Below are 24,008 nucleotides of genomic sequence, written 5' to 3' on the forward strand. Positions count from 1 at the left end.
GGGCAATTGGAACGATGGAATTAACCAGCCAGACCAGGAGCGACAGCGAAGATCAGGTACATGGCGATACCAACACCGATCATCGGTACGGCGTCGAGCAGACCCGCCATCAGGAACATTTTGCCCTGCAGAGCCGGAGCCTGTTCCGGCTGACGCGCAGAACCTTCCAGCAGCTTACCGCCCAGGGTACCGAAACCAATTGCAGTGCCCAGTGCGCCCAGACCAATCAGCAGTGCGCTCGCGATGTAAACCAGACCAAGTGCTTCCATTGTATTCTCCATCAAAGTTGAGAGTTTAAGAGTTGTGGAAAAAAGTTCTCCGAGCCCGAACAGCGAACCGATCAGTGATCGTTCGCGTGCTCGTCCTCGCGGTCATGGGCCATGGACATGTAGACCGTGGTCAGGACCATAAATACGAATGCCTGCAGGGTGATCACCAGAATGTGGAAGATCGCCCAGCCCAGCTGCAGGAATGCAGCACCGATAAACCCGAGTACCCCGACACCGAAGACGATGGCAATCAGGATAAAGATCATTTCACCGGCATACAGGTTACCGAACAGACGCAGGCCGAGGGAGACGGGCTTCGCAATCAGGGAAACCAGTTCCAGCAGCAGGTTGAACGGGATCAGGAAGATATCCACGTACCACTTGCCAGAGTGGAAGGGGTGCAGTGTCAGTTCCTTGATAAAGCCGACAGTGCCTTTCTCCCGGATGCTGAAGAAGATCATCAGCGCAAATACCGCCAGCGCCATGCCCAGGGTAACGTTCAGGTCGGTAGTGGGGACGACCTTGAAGAACAAGTGGTCATTGCCGGCAGCCTTCGCCGCAGCCATGGGCAGCCAGTCTACCGGCACCAGGTCCATCAGGTTCATCAGGAAGACCCAGACAAAGATGGTCAGCGCCATGGGCGCCACCATGCTGTTGCGGTGCTGAAAAGTGTCTTTTACCAGCTTGTCGACGAAGTCGATGGTGAGCTCCACAAAGCTCTGGAAACCGCTCGGCACACCGCTGGTCGCCTTCTTGGCGGCCCGGGCAAACAGGAAGCTGAACAGCAGGCCGAGGCCGATTGCCCAACCCAGGCTGTCGAGGTGAATGGCCCAGAAGCCCATGTCGGCAGCCTCCTGGGAGGAGTGAGCCATGGTCCAGGTGCTCTCGCTCAGAACGGTGCCGTCAGCACGGGTGTAACCCGCCGGCAACTTGCCGTAGGCCATGTTCTGCAGGTGGTGTTGGATATAATCCGTCGCGGTTTGAGCTTCGCCTGCCATAGTTCCTCAGCACTCAATCAATTGAATTTGTCTTCTGCGCCGGTCAGCGGACCAGACGCGCCACCAACAGCCACTGCAGAATGATGCAGCAGCTGTAGCTGATAAACAGCGCGGCCGCGTCGAGCGGCCTTACCACGGCAAACACTGCCGCGAACCCCGCCAGGGTCAGGATGAACTTGCCCGTTTCCGCGCGGTAGAACGAAGCTACCACCCGGTCGGCGTCGCGCGCGCCGCGATGGCGGAAGGCGCGGAAGCCAAAATAGGCATTGGGCAGCGCACACAGCGCGCCACCGATAAAAACCGACAGCGCCGTTACCGGCCGCCCGTAAAAATGCAATACCGATCCCGCCAGCGATACCAGCACCAGCTGTACCGCAGCGACCAACAACACCGGGGGTCTATACATAGGCGGGACTTGGCCGACCAGGTTAGCGCTTTCCGCCCAAAATTTGGGCGTGCGAATTATAGGAGTAACCCCATTCCCGGTTCAACTGCAAAATCTGGCCAACTTATTTAATTTTCGGCGTTTTTTCGTTGCAGATTGCCCAGGCAGTGAGTATTCACCAACTTTTATCCCTAAAGGCATTGTGCGCCGTTTTGGGGCGCACGAAACCACCAGATCAATCCTCGCGGTACCCCAGGTGGGCGAGGATACCGTCCAGCTCATCGAGGCTGTTGTATTTCAGCACCAGCTTGCCCACACCTTTCTCGTTGTGATCGATATTGACCGGCACTCCCACCTTTTCCGACAGCCGCTCGCTAAGCCGGCGGATGTTCGGATCCTGCTTCGGCTTGGCCGGCGCGGGATGCTGGGCCTGGTGCACAATCCGGCGCACCAGCGCCTCGGTCTGGCGGACCGTCAGGCCCTTGTCCACCACCTGGCGTGCCGCGGCGCGCTGGGCCTCACCCGCCAGCCCCAGCAGGGTCTTGGCGTGGCCCAGCTCCAGGTCGCCGCGCTCAAGGAAGGTGCGTACATCCTCGGTCAGACTGAGCAGGCGCAACAGGTTGGTGACGGCGGTGCGGGACTTGCCCACCGCTTCGGCCACCTGCTGCTGGGTCAGCTCGAATTCGTCCTGCAGTCGCTTCAGGGCCAGCGCTTCCTCGACCGGGTTCAGGTCCTCGCGCTGGATATTCTCGATCAGCGCCATGGCGATGGCGGCTTCGTCGGGCACGTCACGCACCAGCGCCGGCACCCGGTCCAGCTCAGCCAGCTGGGCGGCCCGCCAGCGGCGCTCCCCGGCAATAATCTCGTAGGCCTGCTCGCCCACGGGCCGTACCACGATCGGCTGCATGATGCCCTGGGCGCGGATGGAGTCCGCCAGCTCCTGCAGGGACTCCTGCGGGAAATCGCGGCGCGGCTGGTAGCGGCCGCGCTGCAGGAATTCAATCGGCAGCTCGCGCAGCTCGCCATCGACGGCGTTCTTGCTCTCACTGCCGGTTGCCATGGCGATGGCCTGGCTGGCCTCGCCACTGATCAGGTGGGACAGGTTCTTGCCCAGCCCCTTGCGCCTGGTGGCCATATGGTTCTTACCTCAAGTTAAACGGCTTCCGCCACCGGGCGGTTCGGGTTGGTGGCGTGGCGACGGGTCATTTCACCGGCCAGCGCCAGGTAGGCAATCGCTCCCTTGGAGTGCTTGTCGTAATCCAGTGCCGGCTTGCCGTAACTTGGCGCCTCGGCCAGGCGCACGTTGCGCGGGATACAGGTGCGGTAGAGGCGCTCGCCGAAATACTCGGACAGCTGCTCGGAAACGTCGCTGGTCAGGCTGTTGCGCGGGTCGTACATGGTGCGCAGGATGCCCTCGATCCTCAACTCCGGGTTGGCGGCGCGCTGGATCTGGGTGATGGTATCGATCAGGGCTGACAGCCCCTCCAGCGCGTAGTACTCACACTGCATCGGGATCAAAACACCGTTGGCGGCACAGAGCGCGTTCACCGTAAGCATGTTCAGGGAGGGGGGGCAATCCACCACGATGTAGTCGTAATCCTCCGCGATCGGGCGCAGGGCCCGGCGCAGGCGCGACTCACGGCCGTCCATATCCAGCAACTCCACTTCCGCGGCGGAGAGATCGCCGTTGGCCGGCAACAAGTCGAAACCACTCTCGGTCCGGACCACCCCGTCCCGGGCGGCCGCGTCCCCGGCCAGTACGTCGTAGGAGGAAAGTGATAGCTGGCTCTTGTCCACGCCGCTGCCCATGGTGGCATTACCCTGGGGATCCAGGTCGATCAGCAGGACCCGGCGACGACTGGCGACAAGGGAGGCGGCCAGGTTGACACAGGTGGTGGTCTTGCCCACACCGCCTTTCTGGTTGGCTACGGCAAATATCTTGCTCAAGGTTCTTGTCCTTTATTCTCCCCGGGGACGCCCTCCCTGAAGTCGCCCGGGTCGCACGGCAACGGCCGGCGTCAGCAGGCACGGCCCGATCTGGGGGCGCGCGCAGGTCTCGGAATTCTGTTATTCAAACTGGTTCTTTTCAGCGCGGGAAAGTCGCCAGGCCGCCGTTTCAGTCACGGCGGAGGACGATGAGGTGGCGATCCGCATCGCAACCCGGTACCGACAGGGGATGCACCTGCTCGACCTTAATCGCTTTTGGGAGCGTGCTCAACTCATCTTCCGGCCACTTGCCTTTCATAGCGTAAAACCTGCCACCATCAGTTAGCAAGTGCTCACACCAATGCACCATATCGGTCACCGAGGCAAATGCCCGGGAGACCACTCCGGCAAACCGCCGCTCCGGACGGTAGGCCTCCACCCGGTCGTTGACCACCGTGACATTGGGCAGCGGCAGCTGGCTTGCCACCTGGAACAGGAAACGGGTCTTCTTGCCGTTGCTGTCGAGCAACGTAATCGGTCGGTCCGGGTACATGATTGCCAGCGGGATGCCAGGCAGGCCACCGCCACTGCCCACGTCGATCAGGGGTGAATCGGCAGCGCCGCAGAGCTTCACTACACTGAGACTGTCGATGATGTGGCGCTCGAGCATCTGCGCGGGATCACGGACCGCCGACAGGTTGTAGGCGGCATTCCAGCGCGCGAACAGTGCCAGATACTCCAGCAGCTTGTCCTGCTGCTCCCGGGTCAGATTCAGCCCCATCGATTCCGCGGCCTGGGTGAGGCGCGGGCGGAACTCTTCCATTTGCAGAGAAATTGTCGGATCTCCCCTGTTTACCCCGAGGGGCACAACCTCGTAAGCGGGGGCGGGCACCGCCCCCGGGTATTCGCGGCCAGTCAACCGGCCTTTTTGCGGACCAACAGGCCGCGCTTTTTCAACTGGATCAGCAGCAGCGATACCGCCGCCGGTGTCACGCCGGGTATTCGCGATGCCCGTGCCAGGGTATCGGGGCGGGTCTCCTCGAGCTTCTGCTTTACCTCGCTGGAGAGTCCGGACACCCCACCGTAGTCAAAGTCCGCAGGCAACGGCGTATCTTCATAGGCCTGCAACCGCTCGATTTCCTCTCGCTGGCGGTCGATGTAACCGGCGTACTTGGCCGAGATTTCCACCTGCTCGGCGACGCGCTCGTCCGCGACCGCCTGGCCCTTGAGCCCGGCCACCTCGGCATAGCCCAACTCCGGGCGGCGCAGCAGGTCCATCAGGCTGTATTCCCGCGCCAACGGCTGCGGCAGGCGCTTCTCCACCGCTTCCGCCTGGGGGGTCTTCGGGTGCACCCAGGTATCGCGCAGCCGCTGGGTTTCCTGCTCGATGGCCTCGCGCTTCTCGCAAAAGGCCTGCCAGCGCGCATCCGGGACCAGGCCCAGCTCACGGCCGGTCTCGGTCAGGCGCAGGTCGGCATTGTCCTCGCGCAGCATCAGCCGGTACTCGGCGCGGCTGGTAAACATGCGGTACGGTTCCTTGGTGCCGCTGGTAATCAGGTCGTCCACCAGCACGCCCAGATAGGCCTCGTCGCGGCGCGGGCACCAGGCCTCTCGGCCACTGGCGCGCAGGGCGGCATTGGCGCCCGCCAACAGCCCCTGGGCGGCGGCCTCCTCGTAGCCGGTGGTGCCGTTGATCTGTCCGGCGAAGAAAAGCCCCTCGATGAACTTGGTTTCCAGTGACGGCTTCAGGTCGCGCGGATCAAAGAAATCGTACTCGATGGCATAGCCGGGGCGGGTGATATGGGCCCGCTCAAACCCGCGGATGGAATGCACCAGTTCCAGCTGCACATCGAAAGGCAGGCTGGTGGAGATGCCGTTGGGGTAGAGCTCATTGGTGGTCAGCCCCTCCGGCTCCACGAAAATCTGGTGGCTGTCCTTGTCGGCAAAGCGGTGCACCTTGTCCTCGATCGACGGGCAGTAGCGCGGCCCGACGCCCTCGATGACCCCGGAGAACATCGGCGAACGGTCCAGGCCGCCGCGGATCACATCGTGGGTGCGGGTGTTGGTGTGGGTGATCCAGCAACAGGCCTGGCGCGGGTGCTGGGCACGGCTGCCGAGGTAAGACATCACCGGGGTCGGGGTGTCCCCCCACTGCTCCTCCATCACGGAGAAGTCCACCGAGCGGGCGTCAATGCGCGGCGGGGTTCCGGTTTTCAGGCGCTCCACCCGGAAGGGCAGGTCCCGCAGGCGCTCGGCGAGGGCAATCGACGGCGGATCACCGGCGCGGCCACCGGAAAGGCTGTCCATGCCGATGTGGATGCGGCCGCCGAGGAAGGTACCGGCCGTGATCACCACGTTCGTTGCCCGGAATCGCAAGCCGGCGTTCGTGACCACGCCAACCACCCGGTCGCCCTCGACGATCAGGTCGTCCGCGGCCTGCTGGAAGATCGCCAGGTTGGGCTGTGACTCGAGCACCTCGCGGATGGCACTCCGGTACAGGGCCCGGTCAGCCTGGGCGCGCGTGGCCCGGACGGCCGGTCCCTTGCGGGCGTTGAGGACCCGGAACTGGATGCCTGCGCGATCGGTGGCTTCTGCCATGGCACCGCCCAGGGCGTCCACCTCCTTGACCAGGTGGCTCTTGCCAATGCCGCCAATCGCCGGGTTACAGGACATCTGGCCGAGTGTCTCGATGTTGTGTGTCAGCAGCAGTGTGGACGCGCCCATGCGCGCCGCGGCGAGGGACGCCTCGGTGCCTGCGTGACCGCCGCCGATCACAATCACATCAAAGTGTTTGGGGTATTCCATAACCTCGACCAGGGGGAGTTGAAAAGGGCGCACATTTTATAGCCAGTGCGGGTTCACAGCAAATCGATCTTTCCCACCTTCGGGGGCTCTCAACGGCATTGTAGGGTCAGTCCGCCAGGGATAATCCCCAAGCGGGGATGACTTTCTCCAAGTTGCCGATGCCTTTCTCAGAATAATTAAAGTTATACATGTCTATGTAGAGAGTTTGTTCTGTATTTGTTGTAACTATTGGGGCGCCCGGTTTTCTGTATAAAACTAAAAATGTTCACAAAATCAATCAGTTATATTGGCTGCTAGCCTGACCATAACCCGTTTGCCAGAGCAGGGGTAAGCCCGGTACGTCGCTGTGGACAGACGGGATAACTTTTGACGTTTATCGCGGCAGTGGAATTTATGCCCGGGTTCCTCCGCAGGTTACGGCGGTTTTATCCTCTTTTTTATGCACAGGGGGCGTTCCGCTTCCGCTGCCTGTGGGTAACAGCTGGTAAAAACTGTCCCAAGCCTGTGACTGGAAGGCGGGCTCTGGATAACCCTGTGGTCAGGTGTGCGCAACTTCTGTGTCCAGGCGGTTGATTTCCACTGGGTGAAATCTGGATCCTCCCGGAGTGGTCACGGTGCGGAAGCCAAAGGCTTGGCGGAAATGAAGGGGCCGGCCACTCCCGGAACCGGCCCCGAGTAGGCGACAGGTGGGTTATTTGCCGATACAGAAGCTGCCAAATATCTTGCCGAGTAGTTCGTCCGCGGTCATGGCGCCGGTGATCTCGCCGAGTGCCTGCTGGGCCTGGCGCAGGTCCTCGGCCAGCAGCTCTCCGGCACCACTGGAATGCAACTGGCTTGCCCCGGCTTCGATAAAGGCGCGGGCGCGGGCAAGGGCGTCCAGGTGGCGGCGGCGGGCGCTGAAATTTCCCTCTGCCGCGCCGCTGAATCCCATGCACTGTTTCAGGTGCTGGCGGAGGGCATCGAGGCCGGCACCGGTTTTCGCGCTAATGGCGATAACCGGGACGCCGTCGGTATGAGCCTGCAGTCCGGCGCTGTAGTCGGTCAGGTCGATCTTGTTCAAGACGAGGGTCAGCTTGTCCGGGTCTGGCAGGCGGGCGGTAAACTCGGGCCAGACAGCGTCCGGGTCGAGCGAGTGTGCCTGCTCTGCGTCGACCATCAGGAGTACGCGGTCCGCATGGCTGATCTCCTCCCAGGCCCGCTGGATCCCGATCTGCTCAACCTGGTCGGGTGAGTCACGCAGGCCGGCGGTGTCGGCGAACTGCAGTGGCATGCCATCGATATCCACATACTCCCGCAGGATATCCCGGGTGGTCCCGGCGATATCGGTGACGATGGCCGCGTCCCGGCCGGCCAGGGCGTTGAGCAGGCTCGACTTACCGGCATTCGGACGGCCGGCGATGGCCACCTGCATGCCCTCGCGCATGATGCTGCCCTGACGCGCCTGGACTTCGACCGATCCCAGGTGCTGTAAAAGTTGTTCAAGGTCCGCTGCAACCTTCCCGTCGGCAAGGAAATCGATTTCTTCTTCCGGAAAATCGATTGATGCTTCGACGTAAATACGTAAATTCGTCAAAGATTGGGATAAGTCTTCGATTTTTTCGGAGAAAGCGCCTTGCAGAGAGCGCATAGCGTTGCGTGCCGCCTGGGTGCTGCCGGCCTCGATCAGGTCCGCGATGGCCTCGGCCTGGGCCAGGTCAATCTTGTCATTGAGGAAAGCGCGCTCGGAAAACTCCCCCGGTCGAGCCTGCCGCGCACCCTCGCTGATGCAGGCCTCCAGGAGCTGGTCGAGAATGACCGGGCCGCCATGCCCCTGCAGTTCCACCACATCCTCACCGGTAAAGGAATGGGGGCCGGGAAAGAAGAGGGCGATGCCCTGGTCCAGGAGCTCCCCCTGATGGCGAAAATCCCGGTAATGGGCCCGGCGTGGTTGCAAGGGGGAGTCACCGGCGATAACGGCGGCAATATCTGCGGCCCGGGGTCCGGACAGGCGGATCACGCCGATACCGCCGCGTCCTGGCGCCGTGGCAACTGCTGCAATGGTATCCCGGTTGAGATTAAGCTCTGACATGGGAAAAGTTTATCCGAAAGGGAAGTTTCTGCGTTACTACGAAACAGGGCCGCATAGTGCGGCCCTGTTTCGGATGACTGTGAGAACGGAGCCCTGGTCAGTTGCCCGCTGTCTCGATCTGCTTGTTGAGGTACCAGGTCTGGCTGATGGTGATCAGGTTGTTCGCGATCCAGTAGATCACCAGCCCCGCCGGGAACCACAGGAAGAAGAAGGTCATCATCACCGGCATCAGTTGCATGATGCGCGCCTGCGTCGGGTCTGAGGGCTGCGGCTGGAGCTTCTGCATCAGCCACATGCTGGCGCCCATGATCACTGGCAGGATGAAGTATGGGTCCTTCACGGACAGGTCGTTAATCCACAGGATCCACGGGGCGTGCCGTAGCTCCACGGTTTCCATCAGCATCCAGTAGAGGCCGATAAAGACCGGCATCTGCAGCAGGATCGGGAAACACCCCCCCATGGGGTTGATCTTCTCGCGCCGGTAGAGCTTCATCGTCTCCTCGGCGAGCTTCTGGCGATTGTCCTTATACTGCTCCTGCAGTTTCTTCATCTGCGGGGCAAACTTCCGCATGCGCGCCATGGACTTGATACCGGCGGAACTCAGCGGGTAGAGCAGAGCCTTGATGAACACCGTCAGCAGGATGATGGCCCAGCCCCAGTTGTCGACGATATGCTCGTGGATAAAGTTCAGCACCCGGAACAGGGGCTTGGCGATCCACCACAGCCAGCCGTAGTCCACGGTCAGGTCCAGGTAGGGAGAGATCTCCTCCAGGCGGTAGACGTCCTTGGGACCGGCGTAAAATGAGGCGTGCAGTTCACCCTCACCACCCGGCGCAACCTGCACCGGCGGCGAGACGAAGCGCATGACATACAGGCCGCTTTTGAGCTGGCGCATCTCGAAGGTGTTGCGGACCTCCTGCTCCGGAATCCAGGCACTCAGGAAGTAGTGCTGGACCATGGCCACCCATCCGCCCTCGATCTTGACGGTGGTGGGTTCCTCGGCCATTTCCTCGAAATCCCGCTTGTAGTAGTTCTCGTCCGGAGTGCGCAATGCGCCGCCGAGGAACGGTGACATGCCAAGCCCGGCATCACTGGCTGGTACGTGGGCGTCCCGCTTGATCTGGCCGTACAGTGCGGCAGACCAGGGGGTGGATCCGCTGTTCTGCACCTTGTAGTTGACATCGATCAGGTAGTCGCCGCGGTGGAAAGTGAAGCTTTTGGTGATCTCCGCATCGCCTTGCTGGAGCTTCAGGTCCACGGTGAGGGTATCCTGTCCCTCTTCCAGTGCATAAGAGTTTTTCTCGGCGTGGAAGAGCGGGCGGCCCTTGGCGCTATCGGTGCCGTTGTCGCCGATCAGCCCGCTCTGGGAGATATAAGTGGAGTCCCGGGTCTGCTTAAGCAACAGGAGAGGCTGGTCTGGTGTTTCACGCTCCTGCGCGTGCTGGCGCAGGGCTACCTTGACGATATCGCCGCCGCGGGGGTTGATCAGTAGCTCAAACTCGTCGGTGGTAACACTGATCAGCTTGCCGTCGTCAGCCAGGTCCGGGCCCGTGCTGCCTGGTTGCTGGAGCTGCGGGACGTCGCCTTCCTCTCCCGGGGTCGGCACAGTGCCGGCCTGCCCGGTGTTGACGATCTCTCGGTCGATTTCCGGGGCGCGCCGTTCCTGGAAAGCGTTCCACTGGAAAATCAGGGCCAGTAAAACTGCGGCGATTCCGCCCAGCAGCGCGTAACGTTGCCAATCCATCTTATATCCTGGGGTGTCTGCTTTGAGGTTTGCTAGTGGTCTTGTTCGCCGGAAGCGGGTGGAACCGGATCCAGGCCACCGGGATGCCAAGGGTGGCATTTTATAAGGCGGCGTCCGGTTAAATAACCCCCCTTAAGGAATCCGTGTGCTTTTAATGCCTCCTCCGCATAATGGGAGCAGGTGGGGTAGAAGCGGCACTGGTTGCCGACCCAGGGACTGAGCAGGTAGCGATAACCGTGGATCAGCCTGATCGCCAGCCAGGTCATCGCCGTTTGCCCCTCTCTTGTGGATCGTTCATGCGCCGGGTCAGTTTGCGCCACTGCTTGTCGAACAGCTTTGCCAGCGCTTCGTTGTCCAGCTCACCGACACCCGGGCGGGCGATGACCACGGCGTCTACAGCCGGCAGCGCGTGCTGGCGCAGGCGGAAGGACTCGCGGGCGATACGTTTGATGCGATTGCGGTCGGTGGCGTTGCGGACATGCTTTTTGGCCACAACCAGTCCCAGGCGGGGATGCCCGAGCTCGTTTGGAACGGCGAGGATCAGGAGGTTGGGGTGCGCGGCACGTACCTGGGTCCCGGAGAAAACGGTCCGGTACTGTGCCGCGTTAAGCAGGCGCAGCGGCTTGGCAAATCCGAAGTCGCTGCGTTCCTGTTGCATATATAAGGAAGGACGTCCCGCAGGGCGGGGCGAACTTATGCAGACAGGACCTTGCGACCCTTGGCGCGGCGACGGGCCAGTACCTTGCGACCGTTTTTGGTGGCCATGCGGGCACGGAAGCCGTGGTTGCGCTTGCGCTTCAAGTTGCTGGGCTGGAATGTACGTTTCATGGTCTTGCTACCTGAGACTTTGTATTCGGATATTCATGGGGCGGACCCCGGCCGCTGGCTCTGCTCCCGGCCCGTTTGGGGCGGAACTGTGCGCTGCGAAGGCGGCGGATTGTATAGAAAGGCACCAGTGAAATCAACGGAGTTGGGCGGAGAAATCACGGGCAGGGCTATCAGTTTCCCTTTTATTCTAGCCCTGGGCGGGGGTGGGCAAGGTGGCGCACGGTGTCTTCCTGAATGCCCACCGCTTTACCCCAAGATACCCACAGCCTGATGTGGATAAGTCTGACGGGAGGTTGTCTGGAGTTGGTCATATATTGTTCAAGCCTTTGAATCTAGGGCGTTTTTTTACCTGTGATTATTAATAAAAGAGGTTCCTGTTGTGGATAACCGGGCGCGGGGAAGGTTATAATCCGGGGTCTTTCGCGCGGCCCCGCAGGTCCCCTGAGAGGGGCCGGTAGCTTTGCCGTGACACTCTTTATTTATTTTCATTTCCTGGGTTTGTGGGGGGTTCTTTGTCTGAGTCCGTATGGAAGCAGTGCGCGGCCTGTTTGCAGGACGAATTGCCGTCACAGCAGTTCAATACCTGGATACGGCCCCTGCGGGTAACGTCCGCGACTGCCGGCGAATTGCGCCTGCAGGCTCCGAACCGGTTCGTGCTCGACTGGGTAAACGGCAAGTTCCTCAACCGTATCCGCGAGCTGGTGGCCCATTACAGCGGCGGTGAGCCGCTGGAGATCGTGCTCGAATCTGCCGCTCGGGGCACGGCCCCACGGTTTTCGCGGGGCCGTCGCGCGGCAGCAGATACTGGCCGTGCCCCGGCGCCCCAGGGGCACGGGCGTCCGGTGGCACCGGTTTCGGAGGAGGCCGCAGCGCCCCATGCGGTTGCCGCGGAGGAGGCCACCGCCGAGCAGGTCAGCAGTGGTGAGTTAGCGCTCACTGATGTCCGGGGCCCGGCGCGTCCAGCGCCTGCAGCGCCCTCTCCGACGCCGGTGGGGGGTAACCCTACCGGGCGAGCGGCGTCTGAGGGCGGTCGGAATGTAGAGGTTGAAGGGGCGATCAAGCACGGCAGCTCCCTCAATCGTAATTTTACCTTCACGTCTTTTGTCGAGGGGAAGTCGAACCAGCTGGGCCTGGCGGCGGCGCAACAGATTGCGGACAATCCAGGCGGTGCCTACAACCCCCTCTTTATTTATGGTGGTGTGGGGCTGGGCAAGACCCACCTGATGCACGCGGTGGGTAATGCATTGCTGGAGCGCAACCCCAACGCCAAAGTGGTTTACCTGCACTCGGAGCGATTTGTGGCCGATATGGTTAAAGCGCTCCAGTTGAACGCGATCAGTGATTTCAAGCGATACTATCGGTCAGTTGATGCTCTCCTGATTGACGATATCCAGTTTTTTGCCGGCAAGGAGCGCTCCCAGGAAGAGTTCTTCCATACCTTCAATGCCCTGCTCGAGGGTGGCCAGCAGATCATCCTGACCTGTGATCGCTACCCGAAGGAGATCGACGGCCTCGAGGAGCGACTAAAGTCCCGCTTCGGATGGGGGCTGACGGTTGCGGTTGAGCCCCCGGAACTTGAGACGCGGGTGGCTATCCTGATGAAAAAGGCGGAGCAGGTAGGGGTGGACCTGCCTCATGATTCCGCATTCTTTATCGCGCAGCGTATTCGCAGCAATGTACGGGAGCTGGAAGGGGCGCTGCGGCGGGTTGTTGCCAACGCCCAGTTCACAGGTCGCCCGATCGATGACGTGCTGGTGCGCGAAGCATTGAAGGACCTGCTGGCGCTGCAGGACCGGCTGGTAAGTATCGATAATATCCAGCGTGTGGTGGCTGAGTACTACAAGATCAAGGTGGCGGACCTGCTGTCGAAGCGCCGCAGCCGCTCGGTGGCCCGGCCCCGCCAGGTTGCGATGTCCCTGGCCAAGGAGCTGACCAACCACAGCCTGCCCGAGATTGGTGACGCATTTGGTGGTCGTGATCACACGACGGTGCTACACGCGTGCCGTAAAATCCGGGAGCTACAGGAATCCGATGCAGATATTCGCGAGGACGTGAAGCTGCTGACTCGCTCGCTGACTACCTGACCCAATAAACGACAACACAAGGCGATAAGACCCATGAAATTCAATGTGAGCCGGGACGCCCTGCTGAAACCGCTACAACTGGTTGCCGGCGTGGTAGAAAAGCGCCAGACCCTGCCGGTACTGGCCAATGTGCTGATGCAACTGCGGGGGCAGGAGTTGTCCCTCACTGGTACCGACCTGGAGGTGGAAATTGTCGGGCGGCTGCCGGTCGATGCCGTAGAGCTCGAAGGCGAGGTGACTGTCCCGGCACGCAAGCTGCTCGACCTCTGCCGCTCCCTCCCGGATGGTGCCGAACTCAAGTTCGAGCGCGATGGTGAGCGGCTGATCCTGCGCAGTGGCCGCAGCCGCTTCCAGCTATCCACCTTGCCGGCGACCGATTTCCCGAATCAGGAGGAGACCAGTGCCCAGACGCGATTCTCCATTTCCCAGCGGGAGATACGGCGCCTGATCGAGGCTACCGGTTTCGCCATGGCCCAGCAGGATGTCCGCTACTACCTCAACGGCCTGCTGCTGGAGTGTCGCCCGCAGCAGCTGCGCGCAGTGGCGACCGATGGCCACCGGCTGGCACTCTGCGACCGCGATGCACCGGGCCTGAATGTTGAGGGGCCGTTGCAGGCTATCCTGCCCCGCAAGGGGGTGCTGGAACTGGGCCGGCTGCTGGAGGATACCGATGCGCCAGCGGAGGTGGTGCTGGGCAATAACCATATCCGCGTCATCAGTGGGCAGTTCACTTTCACTTCAAAGCTTGTTGACGGCAAGTTCCCTGATTATGAGCGCGTCCTGCCCCGGGCCACGGGCAATGAGATCTATGCTGACCGCCAGGCGCTGCGCCAGGCGTTTTCCCGTGCAGCGATCCTCTCCAATGAGAAGTATCGGGGCGTACGCCTGCAAATCTCTGAAGGGTTGCTGCAGATTGTCGCGAATAACCCGGAGCAGGAAGAGGCTGAAGAGCAGGTTGTGGTCGATTACGTCGGCGAGCCGCTGGAGATCGGTTTCAATGTCAGCTACCTGCTGGATGTGACGGCGGCGATCCATAGCGACCAGATTCGTATTGGCCTGGCGGATGCCAACAGCAGTGCGCTGCTGCAGCAACCGGAGGAGGGGGATGCCCTCTATGTGATCATGCCGATGCGCCTGTAACTCCCTGTTTGTGATCGGTATTTTTAATATTCTCGCCCTCTTCAGCGCCGGGGCTGTATACGCCCCGGCATCTCTCCCCTCAGGCACGCCTTCCACTTCATTCTGGGTTGTAGCTTTGGCTTCTCCGGAGCAGTGGTCGTGACGCTCAGGCGCCTTGTTCTCACCAATTTCAGGAATATCGGGTACGCGGATCTGGACCTGGGGCCCAGTGTTAACCTGTTCTGTGGCATGAACGGATCCGGGAAGACGTCCCTCCTGGAGGCGGTGCACATGCTTTCCAGTGGGCGCTCGTTCCGAACCCGCCAGCATCAGTCTGTCATTCGGGAAGGTTGCGATGGGTTGACGGTGTTCGGCCAACTGCAGGAGGCGAGCGCTCTGGGTATAGAGCGGATACGCTCAGGCGGGGGAAGGATTCGGATTAATCAGGAGAATGCGGCGTCCAGCTCACAGCTGGCAGCACTGCTGCCGCTGCAGGTGATCAACAGCGAGAGTTTCGCTGCCCTGGACGGCGGCCCTGGTGTGCGGAGGAGGCTTCTGGACTGGACTGTGTTCCACGTGGAACATTCCTATATCCAGGCCTGGAAGGCCTACCAAATCGCCCTGAAGCAGCGAAATGCACTGCTGCGTCGTGGTAAAATCAAGGCAGAAGACATCGCCATCTGGGAGCAGCGGCTGGCGTCGGCGGGCAACACCGTGGACAGTTTTCGCGCTGCCACGCTCGAACCCCTCCGGGCCGCTTTCTTCGGGTTGCTGGAGGATATGCCGGATTCACCGTTGCGGCGCGTGGAGTTCAGTTACCGCCGCGGCTGGCGCAAGGATGCAGACCTTCTGGAGGCTCTGGCCGCATCCAGGGAGGTGGATGTGGCGCAGGGGCATACGCGAATCGGGCCCCAGCGCGCCGACCTGCGTTTCAGTGTCGGTGGTGAGCCTGCACACCAGATCCTCTCCCGTGGTCAGCAAAAGATGCTGGTGTGTGCGCTCAGGGCTGCGATGGCGGCCGTGGTGCGCAAGCGTGGCGATAAACCGGTTTTTCTGGTGGATGACCTGCCCTCTGAGCTGGACCCTGAGAACCAGGTACAGTTTGCCCACTGGGTCAGCCGAGTGGCTGGGCAGGTCCTGGTGACCGGCATCGAGCCGGAGGTGACCAGCCGGCCCTGGCGTCAGCTGGCCCACCCATGGAATACCCCGACCATGTTCCACGTGGAACATGGAACAATCAAAGCTGTCCCGTTGGCAGCCGATAATAGTTGAATGGAGTAATTCAATGTCAGAGCAGAACAGCTATGACTCCAGTAGTATCAAGGTACTGAAGGGCCTGGATGCGGTACGCAAGCGTCCGGGGATGTATATCGGTGATACGGATGACGGCACCGGCCTCCACCACATGGTGTTTGAGGTGGTAGATAACTCCATCGACGAGGCGCTCGCGGGGCATTGCGATGAAATCCGGGTCACCATCCACCCGGATGAATCCATGTCCATCTCGGATAATGGCCGTGGTATACCCACTGAAATGCACGAAGAAGAGGGGGTTTCCGCCGCTGAAGTCATCATGACCGTTCTCCATGCCGGCGGTAAGTTTGATGACAATACCTACAAGGTGTCCGGCGGCCTTCACGGTGTAGGGGTTTCCGTGGTGAACGCGCTGTCGGAGGAGCTCAAACTGACCATTCGCCGTGGCGGCAAGATTCATGAGCAGGTCTACCACCATGGTGTACCCCAGGCCCCTTTGACCATCGTGGGGGATTCCGACCATTCGGGGACTACCGTCCACTTCAAGCCCTCCGCCGAGACTTTCAGTAATATCGAGTTCCACTTCGACCAGCTGGCCAAGCGCCTGCGTGAGCTGTCGTTCCTGAACTCCGGTGTCCGCATCGTCCTGAAGGATGAGCGCTCGGGCAAGGAGGAGGTCTATGAATACGAGGGCGGGTTGCGGGCCTTTGTAGAGTTCCTGAATCACGCCAAGACCCCCATCAACAAGGTCCTGCACTTCCAGAGCCAGCGGGAAGATGGCATTGGTGTTGAAGTCGCCCTGCAGTGGAATGACAGCTTCCAGGAAAACATCTTCTGCTACACCAACAATATTCCCCAGCGGGATGGGGGGACTCACCTGGCCGGCTTCCGCGCCGCGCTGACCCGCGGGCTGAACAACTACATCGAGAAAGAGGGAATGGGCCGCAAGGACAAGGTCAATACCACCGGCGATGATGCGCGGGAGGGACTGACGGCCATCATCTCGGTCAAGGTCCCCGACCCGAAGTTCTCTTCCCAGACCAAGGACAAGCTGGTGTCGTCTGAAGTTAAGCCTGCAGTCGAGCAGGAAATGGCACAGCACTTCAGCGACTACCTGCTGGAAAACCCCCAGGAAGCCAAGTCCGTCGTCACCAAGATGATTGACGCCGCCAAGGCCCGCGAAGCGGCCCGGAAGGCCCGGGAGATGACCCGCCGCAAGGGCGCACTGGACATTGCCGGCCTGCCCGGCAAGCTGGCCGACTGCCAGCAGAAGGATCCGGCGCTGTCGGAAATCTACCTGGTGGAGGGTGACTCAGCCGGTGGTTCTGCCAAGCAGGGCCGTGATCGCCGCACCCAGGCCATCCTGCCGCTGAAGGGCAAGATCCTGAACGTGGAGAAGGCCCGTTTCGACAAGATGCTGTCCAGCGCCGAGGTGGGCACCCTGATCACTGCCCTGGGCTGTGGCATCGGCAAGAGCGAGTTCGACCCGGACAAGCTGCGCTACCACTCGATCATCATCATGACGGACGCCGACGTGGACGGTGCGCATATCCGCACCCTGTTACTGACGTTCTTCTTCCGCCAGATGCCCGAACTCATTGAGCGCGGTCATATTTTCATCGCCCAGCCTCCCCTGTACAAAATCGCCAAGGGCAAGCAGGAGCAGTACCTGAAGGATGAGGCGGCACTGACCCAGTTCCTCACCAACGCGGCACTGGACAGCGCCACCCTCTACGTGAATCCCGAGGCGCCGGGTCTCTCAGGTGAATCACTGGAAACCCTGGTGGGGGAATACCGGACCGTGCTGAACACCATTGACCGCCTTTCCCGGGTCTATCCGGAGGAGGTGCTGCGCAGCATGATCTACCAGCCCAGCCTTTCACCTGAAGACCTGCAATCACGGGAGAAGATGGAAGCCTGGTGCAAACAGCTGCAGGAGCAATTGCTGGAAGAGGCCAATGGTGGCGGCCGCCGCCATGAGCTGACTGTGCAGGAAAATACCGAACGCGGACTCTTCCTGCCGCATGTCCATGTAGTGGCCCACGGCGTCAGCAGTGATTACCTGATCAACCACGAGTTCTTTGAATCCGCTGAATACCGTTCGATTCGGGCCCTGGGTGAGAAGATGGTGGGGCTGATGGAAGAGGGCGCCTATGTCCAGCGCGGAGAGAAGCAGCAACCGGTCAGCAGCTTCCCCGAGGCCCTGGAGTGGCTGATGAACGAGAGCCGCCGCGGCTACAGCATCCAGCGTTACAAGGGGCTGGGCGAGATGAACCCGGAGCAGCTGTGGGAGACCACCATGAATCCGGAAACCCGCCGCATGCTTCAGGTAACCGTCGAGGATGCGATCGCTGCGGACCAGATCTTCACCACACTGATGGGCGACCAGGTGGAGCCCCGGCGCGACTTTATCGAGAGCAATGCTCTGGCGGTGGAGAACCTGGATGTCTGATGGTTACCGGGTTGTGTCCCGAACCTGACCACGACAAGGTGAACAAACAAAAACGGCCGCTCCTGCGGCCGTTTTTGCATTGACTGGGCGAAGCCCAGCCCCGCTACCTTTCTACCTAGCTACCTCTCCAGCAGCAGCCCACACTCGCGGTGCTCCTCACCCTTGGTGGGGTCGAAATAGATATCGTTGTCGGGCAGCTCGTTCTCGTAAACGTACTCCTCAACATCCAGTTCGGTGAGGTGGAACATGGGTGCCACCCGGATGGTGCCATGATTGCCCTCGGTAAAGATATCCAGGTTCCGGCGGTGGGCATTCTGGTCGTGACGGATACCGTTCAGCCACACATCCGGTTTCAATTCCTGCATGGCCCGGTTGAAGGGTTCAAGCTTTACCGTACGGGAAAAGAAGTCGTGCTCCGGGGTATCCAGTTGCGGGATACCCCCGTAGACCGCGTTGTAGTGGGCCGCGGACATCTTTGGCGAGTACGTATGCAGGTTGAGGTCTAACTGCTTGATCAGCCGCTCGATATGCCGGTAGGTCTCCGGCGTATTGTAGCCGTGGTCTACCCAGATCACAGGGATATCCGGCTTGGCGCGGGTCACCAGGTGCAGGAATGCCACCGCCAGCGGCCTGAAATTGGTGAAAACTACCGGGTTCTCCGCATGCTCCATGGTAAAGCGCATGATCTCGCTGGGCTTCGCGGCTCGGAAGCGATCGTTCAACCCCTGCAGGTCGGCACCGTGATGAAAGGTACGCTGTTGGGGCAGGGGCTGGGCGAGCGCGCTGGTCGATTTGCTTTCCACGTCAGGATTTCCCGGTTGGACTACTGGATTCGAGACTGCATGCTACTTGGTCGAGGCAAGGCTGAAAAATAATAAAACAGAGTCAGGCTAGACCAATCAGTTATATGGGGCAGGAGGTGACCCGGTCTGTAGCATCAGGCGCGCCGGCGCATAGATTCAGTGCGCAGCTCCTCACGGTACATCACCAGTTCCTGCTGCCCGGCAACGGGATTGGCCTCGCGCCCGGTTTCGATAAATCCATAGCGCTGCAGAAAGAAGCGCCCGCCGAGGTTTTCCTCCAGCACCCGCACCGACCGCACGCGGTTTTCTTCCACTACATGGTCAAGCAGCAGGCTGCCGGCGCCCGTTCCCTGTAGCGCGCGCGCTACGAACAGGCACTGTAGTTCACCGTCACTGGACACGGAGACCAGTCCATCGGGCCGCACAAGCCCGCACCGGGAGAAAACCCTGACGGTCTCCGCAGCAAGTGCGCGATAAAACACCGGTCGTCGGGCCTCCCAGAAACGGCGCGGCAGGGAGGGGTGGGCCTCGCTAAAGGTATCGATCCAGAGACGCTCCAGGCGCTCCCTGTCGGCTGGTACCAGAGGACGAATCATTGCTACCCCGTAAGTAAGCACTCGCCAGCTATCTTAATCCGCCGTCTGCACGCTTCCGAACCTGAAGAGCGAAGCGCGGGAGGCACCTCCACAAAGCAGGCGTGGTAAAGGGCAATTAACAGTAGCGTCCCCGTAAACCTGATAGTAAAATTGAATCATTCTCATTAACAAGCTCAATTGAATAACACTGTACCGTCCATGGAGGATGCATGACCCGCTTTGTTCTCTCGCCGCTGGCGATTGCCCTGGCTAGCGCCGTTTCTGTTCCCGCCATCGCCCAGGAGGAGACTCCGGCACTGGAAACCCTGTCGGTGATCGGTGATAGCGAGTCGGTAAAGACGCTGCCCGGATCCGCCCACCTGGTGGATGCTGAAGAGCTCGCAAAATTCGAGTTTGTGGACATCAACCGTATTGTCCGCAGCGTTCCCGGCGTCTACCTGCGTGAGGAAGACGGATATGGGCTGCGCCCGAACCTGGGTATCCGGGGCTCCGGCAGCGGCCGCTCCAGCAAGATCTCGCTGATGGAGGACGGTGTCCTGGCTGCGCCGGCACCCTATGCTGCCCCCTCCGCATACTACTTCCCCACTGCCGGCCGCCTGAGCGGTATCGAGGTACTCAAGGGGCCGGCAACACTGAAGTACGGGCCCTTTACGGTCGGTGGCGCGGTAAACATGCTCAGCACCCCGATTCCCGAGACGACCGCTGGCGCCGTGAAGGTTGAGGCCGGGCAAAACGGTGAGAATCGCCTGCACACCTACTACGGCAGCAGCACGGATACCACCGGCTTCCTGCTGGAAACCCACAAGCAGTATGCGGATGGTTTCCGCGATATCGATCGCGCCGGCAGTGCCGATATCCAGAAGGAAGACTACCTGATCAAGGGCCGCCTCAAGTCCGCTGCGAGTGCCACCTACCAGCAGCAGCTGGATGTGAAGCTGCAGTATTCTGAAGAGCTGTCCGGCATGAGCTATGTGGGCCTGACCGATAGCGATTTCGACAGCGACCCGAACCGCCGCTACGGCCTTACGGCGCTGGACGAGATGCAGAACCGCCACAGCACAGTGCAGCTCAACCACAGCATTGCCCTGAGCGACAGCTTCTCCATCCACACCCAGGCCTACTACAACAAGTTCAAGCGTGACTGGTTCAAGGCCAACAATGCCGGCGACTTGCTCGATGCCGCCAATGAAGGCGACACCCTGGCGCAGGCGATCCTGGATGGCGATGCCGATTTCCAGGGCCTCGAAGTGAAGCACAACAACCGCAAATACGACGCCCGCGGACTGCAAGTAAGTGCTAACTGGCAGCTGACTACAGGCACCATCGGCCATGACCTTGATTTCGGTCTGCGCCGCCACTGGGATGAGGTGGACCGCTTCCAGCCAGTGGAAATCTATGACCAGGTGGATGGATCGCTATCCTTCGTTGAAAAGGAGCTTCCCACCGGGGGTAACAACCGTGTGGAAGAGGCGGATGCCACATCCTTCTTTATTTACGACGATATCGCGCTGGCGGACAACCTGACCCTCACTGCGGCACTGCGCTACGAGGACGTTGAAACGGAACAGCAGCGCTACGACGATGTGGAGCGCAATGTGGCGGGAAGCTCCCGCTCCAACCAGGTAGACGAGTGGCTGCCGGGCGTCGGGCTGGTCTACGACATCAATGGCCAGTGGAGCCTGCTGGCTGGTGTCCATCGCGGCTTTGCGCCTCCCGGTGCCGGTTCCAAGGACGGCGTAGGTGCTGAGCTGTCCACCAACTACGAGTGGGGTGCACGCTTCGACAACGGTAACCTGAATGGTGAGCTGATCGCCTTCTACAGCGATTACGAAAATACCGTGCAGAACTGCTCCGTGGCCGTACCCTGCCCGGATGGCGCCGACAGCGGCACCTTTGGCCTGGGCGAGGCTGAGATCCAGGGCTTTGAAGCTGCGCTGGGCAGTGAGTGGGCACTCGCAAACGGCTGGATCATCCCCCTGCGCGCGACCTATACCTTCACCGATGCCGAGACCACCGAGAACAGTGACGATGGCGCCATCCTTGCCGGGGACAACCTGGCATACGTGCCGGAAAACGTCTTTGCCCTCAGCACCGGAATCGACAGTGGCGCCAACTGGCGGATCAACCTGAGTGCGGCGTTCCAGGATGAGATGTGCGTAAACACCGACTGCAACCGCGGTGGTACCGATCAGTACGACTACACCGGTTCCCTGTGGGTATTGGATGCAGCGGCTCATTACGACTTCAGCCAGGACCTGAGCGGCTACCTGAAAGTCGACAACCTGCTGGACGAGCAGGAGATCATCAGCCGTAGCCCCGACGGTGCCCGCGCCAACAAGCCGCGCACTGCAATCCTGGGTGTGAAGTACGCCTTCTGATCCAGGACCAAAGCCCCGGAAAAAAAGCCGCGACATTGTCGCGGCTTTTTTTTGCCTGGTTCACGGGTGGTGGTACTTCATGCAAGTCGGTCGGCTGGGTTGAACAACGGCCAGGCACTACCATATCCAATGGCTGGGAATTGATGAAAAACAGAGACCCGGGAGCAAATGAGCATGAAACAGAAGCTGGTGTCCGCCTGCGTTGCCGCGCTGATCCTGCAAAGCGCACTTGTCCTGGCTGAGCAGCCGCAAGTCGGCGCGGAAGAGGCGAAACAACAGGCGATCACTGTAGCAGCCGATTACCTGGACGTGCGTGCCGACCGCCTGGCGGTGATTGCCATTGAACCCCGCACCTGGTCCGATTCCAGCCTCGGCTGCCCGAAACCCGGCCGCCGTTACCTGCCTGCCACTATCGAGGGCTATATCGCTACCGTCGCGCACGGCAGTGAACATTACCGCGTGCACCTGGGCGATAACCGCGGGCTGGTCTGCGAGGGTGTCTTGCGAGAGGGAGCCTGATGCCAGGCAAAGGACATGGCCCGAGACTAGACGTAAAAATATAGCGCGCTACGACGACGGGAGGGCGATGTAACAATACGAGGCCGGAGAATGGCACGGCGGGAATCCGGTCGTCGTCAGTCTCTCCTGTAGCGAATAACAGTGCCCGCCTGCGTGCATGGCACCGGACGCGTCAATCGATGCTGGACGTATACCTGAAGCGGAGAAAGCGGCCTTGCTGCTCGCTTTGTGCAAGCTTACTTGAATTCCGTTAGCGCATCCCTGCATAGCAGCTATGAACATCGCACCCAAATGACAAAATGACATAGGCCTCCGGGCACTATTTACCGCGCGCTGCCGGGGACGGTAGGGCTTCTGGGCACCAAAGCCAAAGTAATTCCCAATGGCACCGGTCTATTAAGTGCCGGGCCTGGCAGTACCATGCACCTCCCGATGCTCTGTGTCCTCAAGGAACCGGATCCTCCACCAGGCTGTTCTGGTAAAGGACACAGTGAGCGCGCGGATTCATTGAGTAAACGAACTGGTTTCGGGAAAGAATCCATTTCGACTAAGCACCAGTTGCCGCACAATTTAGTGAAGCCCGGGTAATGCCAGAGAAAGCCTATAGCAATGAACACTGGCGAGGGGCGTCCTACGCTTCGGAAAAAAATATCCGCTCAAATATTCCCTGTCGTTTTACAGTGAAGCTGCCACAGGCATTGTCTCCATTCTAACGCCACAGGAACGGCCGACCTGCTTACCTGTACAAGGAAAAATTCGCCTGCCTGCCGGAATTGGTCGGGGCTTTCTTGCATAACCTGACAACGAAATTCTCGCCGGGATGAAACTGTGCCTGGGTCTCACTGGAAGCTGGCCCTGGGCAAAGCTGCTTCCCCGGGGAATATCAACAATGCTAGTCATGCAAACAAAAAAGGATCAAAAGAATTAGCGAAAGCTCTGGTGTCGATGCAAAAATGTATCGATGCAAAAAACTGGCGACGATGCGCAAAACAGTTCATTGAACCGGAAAGCAAAACCCGAAAGATCACTTCACGGTGACATCTTCCTTTCGAGGCCCGCTGCCTCTCCGGGGCAAAGATTGCTGGTCCGCTCTGCTTGGTAAGAAAATACTGGAAGAAGAGATGACAACCGGGGGAGGGATGGCGGCTAGATCGGACGCCTTGCCGGCGGCGCAACACTACTGCAATACAAACCGGGAGAATTGCAGCAGGTCGTCAAACAGGGCGGTCTGCACCAGCGCCTCGTCGGGATTGCTGACCAGCTGCTGTAGGGTTTCCTCGCCCCGGCCAGTGCGCACCAGTACCGGTTTACAGCCCTTGGCCACCGCGGCCTGCAGGTCACGCGGGCGATCGCCAACGAAATAACAATCGTGAAGGCTGGTATCGAACTCCGCCTCGATCACATCCAGCAGGCCGGTGGCGGGCTTACGGCAGCGGCAGTTGTCCGCATCGTCGTGTGGGCAGTAAAAGATGGCCGCCACCTCACCGCCGGCATCCTCCACCAGTGCACGCATCTTGGCGTGCATGGCCTCAAGGTCGTCGAGGTCAAACCAACCGCGGGCCAAGCCAGGCTGGTTGGTGGCGATGGCGAGCTGGTAGCCGGCCTGCGACAGCCCGGCCATGGCCTCGATACTGCCGGGCAGGGGCACCCAGTCGTCGGCGCTGCGGCAGCCACCTTCCACTTCGCGGTTAATCACCCCGTCCCGGTCGAGTACGATAATGGTCATAGTCCGAGCCTGGTTGCACCATGGCAGGAGCCCGTACCAGCAGGCCCCTGCGCT

At 60.6% G+C, this 24,008-nt stretch carries 21 protein-coding genes; 6 read left to right on the forward strand and 15 right to left on the reverse strand.

Going from position 1 to position 24,008, the window contains the following annotated elements; all coding sequences use genetic code 11:
- Positions 1-20: 20 nt before the first annotated feature.
- The 12 genes from atpE to rpmH form a co-directional block, all read right to left on the reverse strand.
- Complete coding sequence (gene atpE, locus LVD11_RS13270) at positions 21-269, reverse strand: F0F1 ATP synthase subunit C (RefSeq protein WP_067084854.1); 249 nt, start codon at positions 267-269, stop codon at positions 21-23.
- Positions 270-340: 71 nt separating this feature from the next.
- On the reverse strand, positions 341-1,267 hold the full coding sequence (gene atpB, locus LVD11_RS13275) for a F0F1 ATP synthase subunit A (RefSeq protein WP_237059805.1): 927 nt from the start codon (positions 1,265-1,267) through the stop codon (positions 341-343).
- Positions 1,268-1,310: 43 nt separating this feature from the next.
- On the reverse strand, positions 1,311-1,673 hold the full coding sequence (locus tag LVD11_RS13280) for an ATP synthase subunit I (protein WP_237059806.1): 363 nt from the start codon (positions 1,671-1,673) through the stop codon (positions 1,311-1,313).
- A 214-nt stretch (positions 1,674-1,887) separates the two neighbouring features.
- Entirely contained in the window at positions 1,888-2,787 is a 900-nt protein-coding gene (locus LVD11_RS13285; RefSeq protein ID WP_237059807.1) for a ParB/RepB/Spo0J family partition protein, read from the reverse strand.
- Positions 2,788-2,804: 17 nt separating this feature from the next.
- The gene (locus LVD11_RS13290; RefSeq protein WP_237059809.1) at positions 2,805-3,599 is read right to left on the reverse strand and encodes a ParA family protein; all 795 of its coding nucleotides are present in this window, start codon (positions 3,597-3,599) and stop codon (positions 2,805-2,807) included.
- A gap of 169 nt (positions 3,600-3,768) precedes the next feature.
- Positions 3,769-4,401 carry a 16S rRNA (guanine(527)-N(7))-methyltransferase RsmG gene (gene rsmG / locus LVD11_RS13295; RefSeq protein WP_237059811.1) on the reverse strand — a complete coding sequence of 211 codons (633 nt, stop codon included), beginning with the start codon at positions 4,399-4,401 and terminating at the stop codon, positions 3,769-3,771.
- Between the two features lie 92 nt (positions 4,402-4,493).
- Positions 4,494-6,383, reverse strand: a complete 1,890-nt coding sequence (gene mnmG, locus LVD11_RS13300) for a tRNA uridine-5-carboxymethylaminomethyl(34) synthesis enzyme MnmG (RefSeq protein ID WP_237059813.1) — start codon at positions 6,381-6,383, stop codon at positions 4,494-4,496.
- 691 nt (positions 6,384-7,074) lie between these two features.
- On the reverse strand, positions 7,075-8,451 hold the full coding sequence (gene mnmE / locus LVD11_RS13305; protein ID WP_237059815.1) for a tRNA uridine-5-carboxymethylaminomethyl(34) synthesis GTPase MnmE: 1,377 nt from the start codon (positions 8,449-8,451) through the stop codon (positions 7,075-7,077).
- A gap of 97 nt (positions 8,452-8,548) precedes the next feature.
- A complete protein-coding gene (yidC, locus tag LVD11_RS13310) occupies positions 8,549-10,195 on the reverse strand; it encodes a membrane protein insertase YidC (RefSeq protein ID WP_237059817.1) in 1,647 nt (548 codons plus the stop codon).
- A 32-nt stretch (positions 10,196-10,227) separates the two neighbouring features.
- Positions 10,228-10,461, reverse strand: a complete 234-nt coding sequence (yidD, locus tag LVD11_RS13315) for a membrane protein insertion efficiency factor YidD (RefSeq protein WP_237059819.1) — start codon at positions 10,459-10,461, stop codon at positions 10,228-10,230.
- Positions 10,458-10,853, reverse strand: coding sequence for a ribonuclease P protein component (rnpA, locus tag LVD11_RS13320; protein WP_237059821.1), 396 nt, complete (start codon positions 10,851-10,853; stop codon positions 10,458-10,460). Before rnpA ends, yidD begins: the two co-directional genes overlap by 4 nt.
- A 35-nt stretch (positions 10,854-10,888) precedes the next feature.
- Positions 10,889-11,023: a 50S ribosomal protein L34 gene (gene rpmH / locus LVD11_RS13325; RefSeq protein ID WP_091514029.1), complete on the reverse strand. Its 135-nt coding sequence runs from the start codon at positions 11,021-11,023 to the stop codon at positions 10,889-10,891.
- 512 nt (positions 11,024-11,535) lie between these two features.
- Here rpmH and dnaA point away from each other — a divergent pair.
- The 4 genes from dnaA to gyrB all read left to right on the forward strand — a co-directional run bounded on the left by dnaA (position 11,536) and on the right by gyrB (position 17,932).
- Positions 11,536-13,107 (forward strand): chromosomal replication initiator protein DnaA, encoded by a 1,572-nt coding sequence (gene dnaA / locus LVD11_RS13330; protein ID WP_237059823.1) that lies wholly within the window; start codon positions 11,536-11,538, stop codon positions 13,105-13,107.
- A gap of 33 nt (positions 13,108-13,140) precedes the next feature.
- Positions 13,141-14,247 (forward strand): DNA polymerase III subunit beta, encoded by a 1,107-nt coding sequence (gene dnaN / locus LVD11_RS13335; RefSeq protein WP_237059825.1) that lies wholly within the window; start codon positions 13,141-13,143, stop codon positions 14,245-14,247.
- A gap of 138 nt (positions 14,248-14,385) precedes the next feature.
- Positions 14,386-15,498: a DNA replication/repair protein RecF gene (recF, locus tag LVD11_RS13340; protein ID WP_237059827.1), complete on the forward strand. Its 1,113-nt coding sequence runs from the start codon at positions 14,386-14,388 to the stop codon at positions 15,496-15,498.
- A 13-nt stretch (positions 15,499-15,511) separates the two neighbouring features.
- Positions 15,512-17,932, forward strand: a complete 2,421-nt coding sequence (gyrB, locus tag LVD11_RS13345; protein ID WP_237059829.1) for a DNA topoisomerase (ATP-hydrolyzing) subunit B — start codon at positions 15,512-15,514, stop codon at positions 17,930-17,932.
- A gap of 119 nt (positions 17,933-18,051) precedes the next feature.
- Here the strand turns inward: gyrB and LVD11_RS13350 are convergent, their stop codons facing one another.
- Positions 18,052-18,735, reverse strand: coding sequence for a phosphoadenosine phosphosulfate reductase domain-containing protein (locus LVD11_RS13350; RefSeq protein WP_237059830.1), 684 nt, complete (start codon positions 18,733-18,735; stop codon positions 18,052-18,054).
- A 134-nt stretch (positions 18,736-18,869) separates the two neighbouring features.
- The gene (locus tag LVD11_RS13355) at positions 18,870-19,331 is read right to left on the reverse strand and encodes a GNAT family N-acetyltransferase (RefSeq protein WP_237059831.1); all 462 of its coding nucleotides are present in this window, start codon (positions 19,329-19,331) and stop codon (positions 18,870-18,872) included.
- A 209-nt stretch (positions 19,332-19,540) separates the two neighbouring features.
- Between LVD11_RS13355 and LVD11_RS13360 the strand changes: the two genes are divergently transcribed.
- Together LVD11_RS13360 and LVD11_RS13365 are read left to right on the forward strand one after the other, a co-directional pair.
- On the forward strand, positions 19,541-21,709 hold the full coding sequence (locus tag LVD11_RS13360; RefSeq protein ID WP_237059832.1) for a TonB-dependent receptor family protein: 2,169 nt from the start codon (positions 19,541-19,543) through the stop codon (positions 21,707-21,709).
- Between the two features lie 174 nt (positions 21,710-21,883).
- Entirely contained in the window at positions 21,884-22,228 is a 345-nt protein-coding gene (locus LVD11_RS13365) for a DUF8738 domain-containing protein (protein WP_237059833.1), read from the forward strand.
- A gap of 1,177 nt (positions 22,229-23,405) precedes the next feature.
- Here LVD11_RS13365 and gmhB read toward each other — a convergent pair.
- Positions 23,406-23,954, reverse strand: a complete 549-nt coding sequence (gmhB, locus tag LVD11_RS13370) for a D-glycero-beta-D-manno-heptose 1,7-bisphosphate 7-phosphatase (protein WP_237059834.1) — start codon at positions 23,952-23,954, stop codon at positions 23,406-23,408.
- Between the last annotated feature and the right edge of the window lie 54 nt (positions 23,955-24,008).

Origin of the sequence: Microbulbifer sediminum (assembly GCF_021729035.1) — a bacterium.
Classification (GTDB): domain Bacteria; phylum Pseudomonadota; class Gammaproteobacteria; order Pseudomonadales; family Cellvibrionaceae; genus Microbulbifer; species Microbulbifer sediminum.

What these genes read in the sequence shown, in the direction of transcription:
- yidC (WP_237059817.1), bottom strand. Translation starts at nt 10,195, where the DNA reads ATGGATTGGCAACGTTACGCGCTGCTGGGCGGAATCGCCGCAGTTTTA.
- yidD (WP_237059819.1), bottom strand. Translation starts at nt 10,461, where the DNA reads ATGACCTGGCTGGCGATCAGGCTGATCCACGGTTATCGCTACCTGCTC.
- atpE (WP_067084854.1), bottom strand. Translation starts at nt 269, where the DNA reads ATGGAAGCACTTGGTCTGGTTTACATCGCGAGCGCACTGCTGATTGGT.
- mnmE (WP_237059815.1), bottom strand. Translation starts at nt 8,451, where the DNA reads ATGTCAGAGCTTAATCTCAACCGGGATACCATTGCAGCAGTTGCCACG.
- rsmG (WP_237059811.1), bottom strand. Translation starts at nt 4,401, where the DNA reads ATGGAAGAGTTCCGCCCGCGCCTCACCCAGGCCGCGGAATCGATGGGG.
- LVD11_RS13355 (WP_237059831.1), bottom strand. Translation starts at nt 19,331, where the DNA reads ATGATTCGTCCTCTGGTACCAGCCGACAGGGAGCGCCTGGAGCGTCTC.
- atpB (WP_237059805.1), bottom strand. Translation starts at nt 1,267, where the DNA reads ATGGCAGGCGAAGCTCAAACCGCGACGGATTATATCCAACACCACCTG.
- gyrB (WP_237059829.1), top strand. Translation starts at nt 15,512, where the DNA reads ATGTCAGAGCAGAACAGCTATGACTCCAGTAGTATCAAGGTACTGAAG.
- rnpA (WP_237059821.1), bottom strand. Translation starts at nt 10,853, where the DNA reads ATGCAACAGGAACGCAGCGACTTCGGATTTGCCAAGCCGCTGCGCCTG.
- LVD11_RS13285 (WP_237059807.1), bottom strand. Translation starts at nt 2,787, where the DNA reads ATGGCCACCAGGCGCAAGGGGCTGGGCAAGAACCTGTCCCACCTGATC.
- dnaN (WP_237059825.1), top strand. Translation starts at nt 13,141, where the DNA reads ATGAAATTCAATGTGAGCCGGGACGCCCTGCTGAAACCGCTACAACTG.
- gmhB (WP_237059834.1), bottom strand. Translation starts at nt 23,954, where the DNA reads ATGACCATTATCGTACTCGACCGGGACGGGGTGATTAACCGCGAAGTG.
- LVD11_RS13360 (WP_237059832.1), top strand. Translation starts at nt 19,541, where the DNA reads ATGACCCGCTTTGTTCTCTCGCCGCTGGCGATTGCCCTGGCTAGCGCC.
- rpmH (WP_091514029.1), bottom strand. Translation starts at nt 11,023, where the DNA reads ATGAAACGTACATTCCAGCCCAGCAACTTGAAGCGCAAGCGCAACCAC.
- mnmG (WP_237059813.1), bottom strand. Translation starts at nt 6,383, where the DNA reads ATGGAATACCCCAAACACTTTGATGTGATTGTGATCGGCGGCGGTCAC.
- LVD11_RS13280 (WP_237059806.1), bottom strand. Translation starts at nt 1,673, where the DNA reads ATGTATAGACCCCCGGTGTTGTTGGTCGCTGCGGTACAGCTGGTGCTG.
- LVD11_RS13365 (WP_237059833.1), top strand. Translation starts at nt 21,884, where the DNA reads ATGAAACAGAAGCTGGTGTCCGCCTGCGTTGCCGCGCTGATCCTGCAA.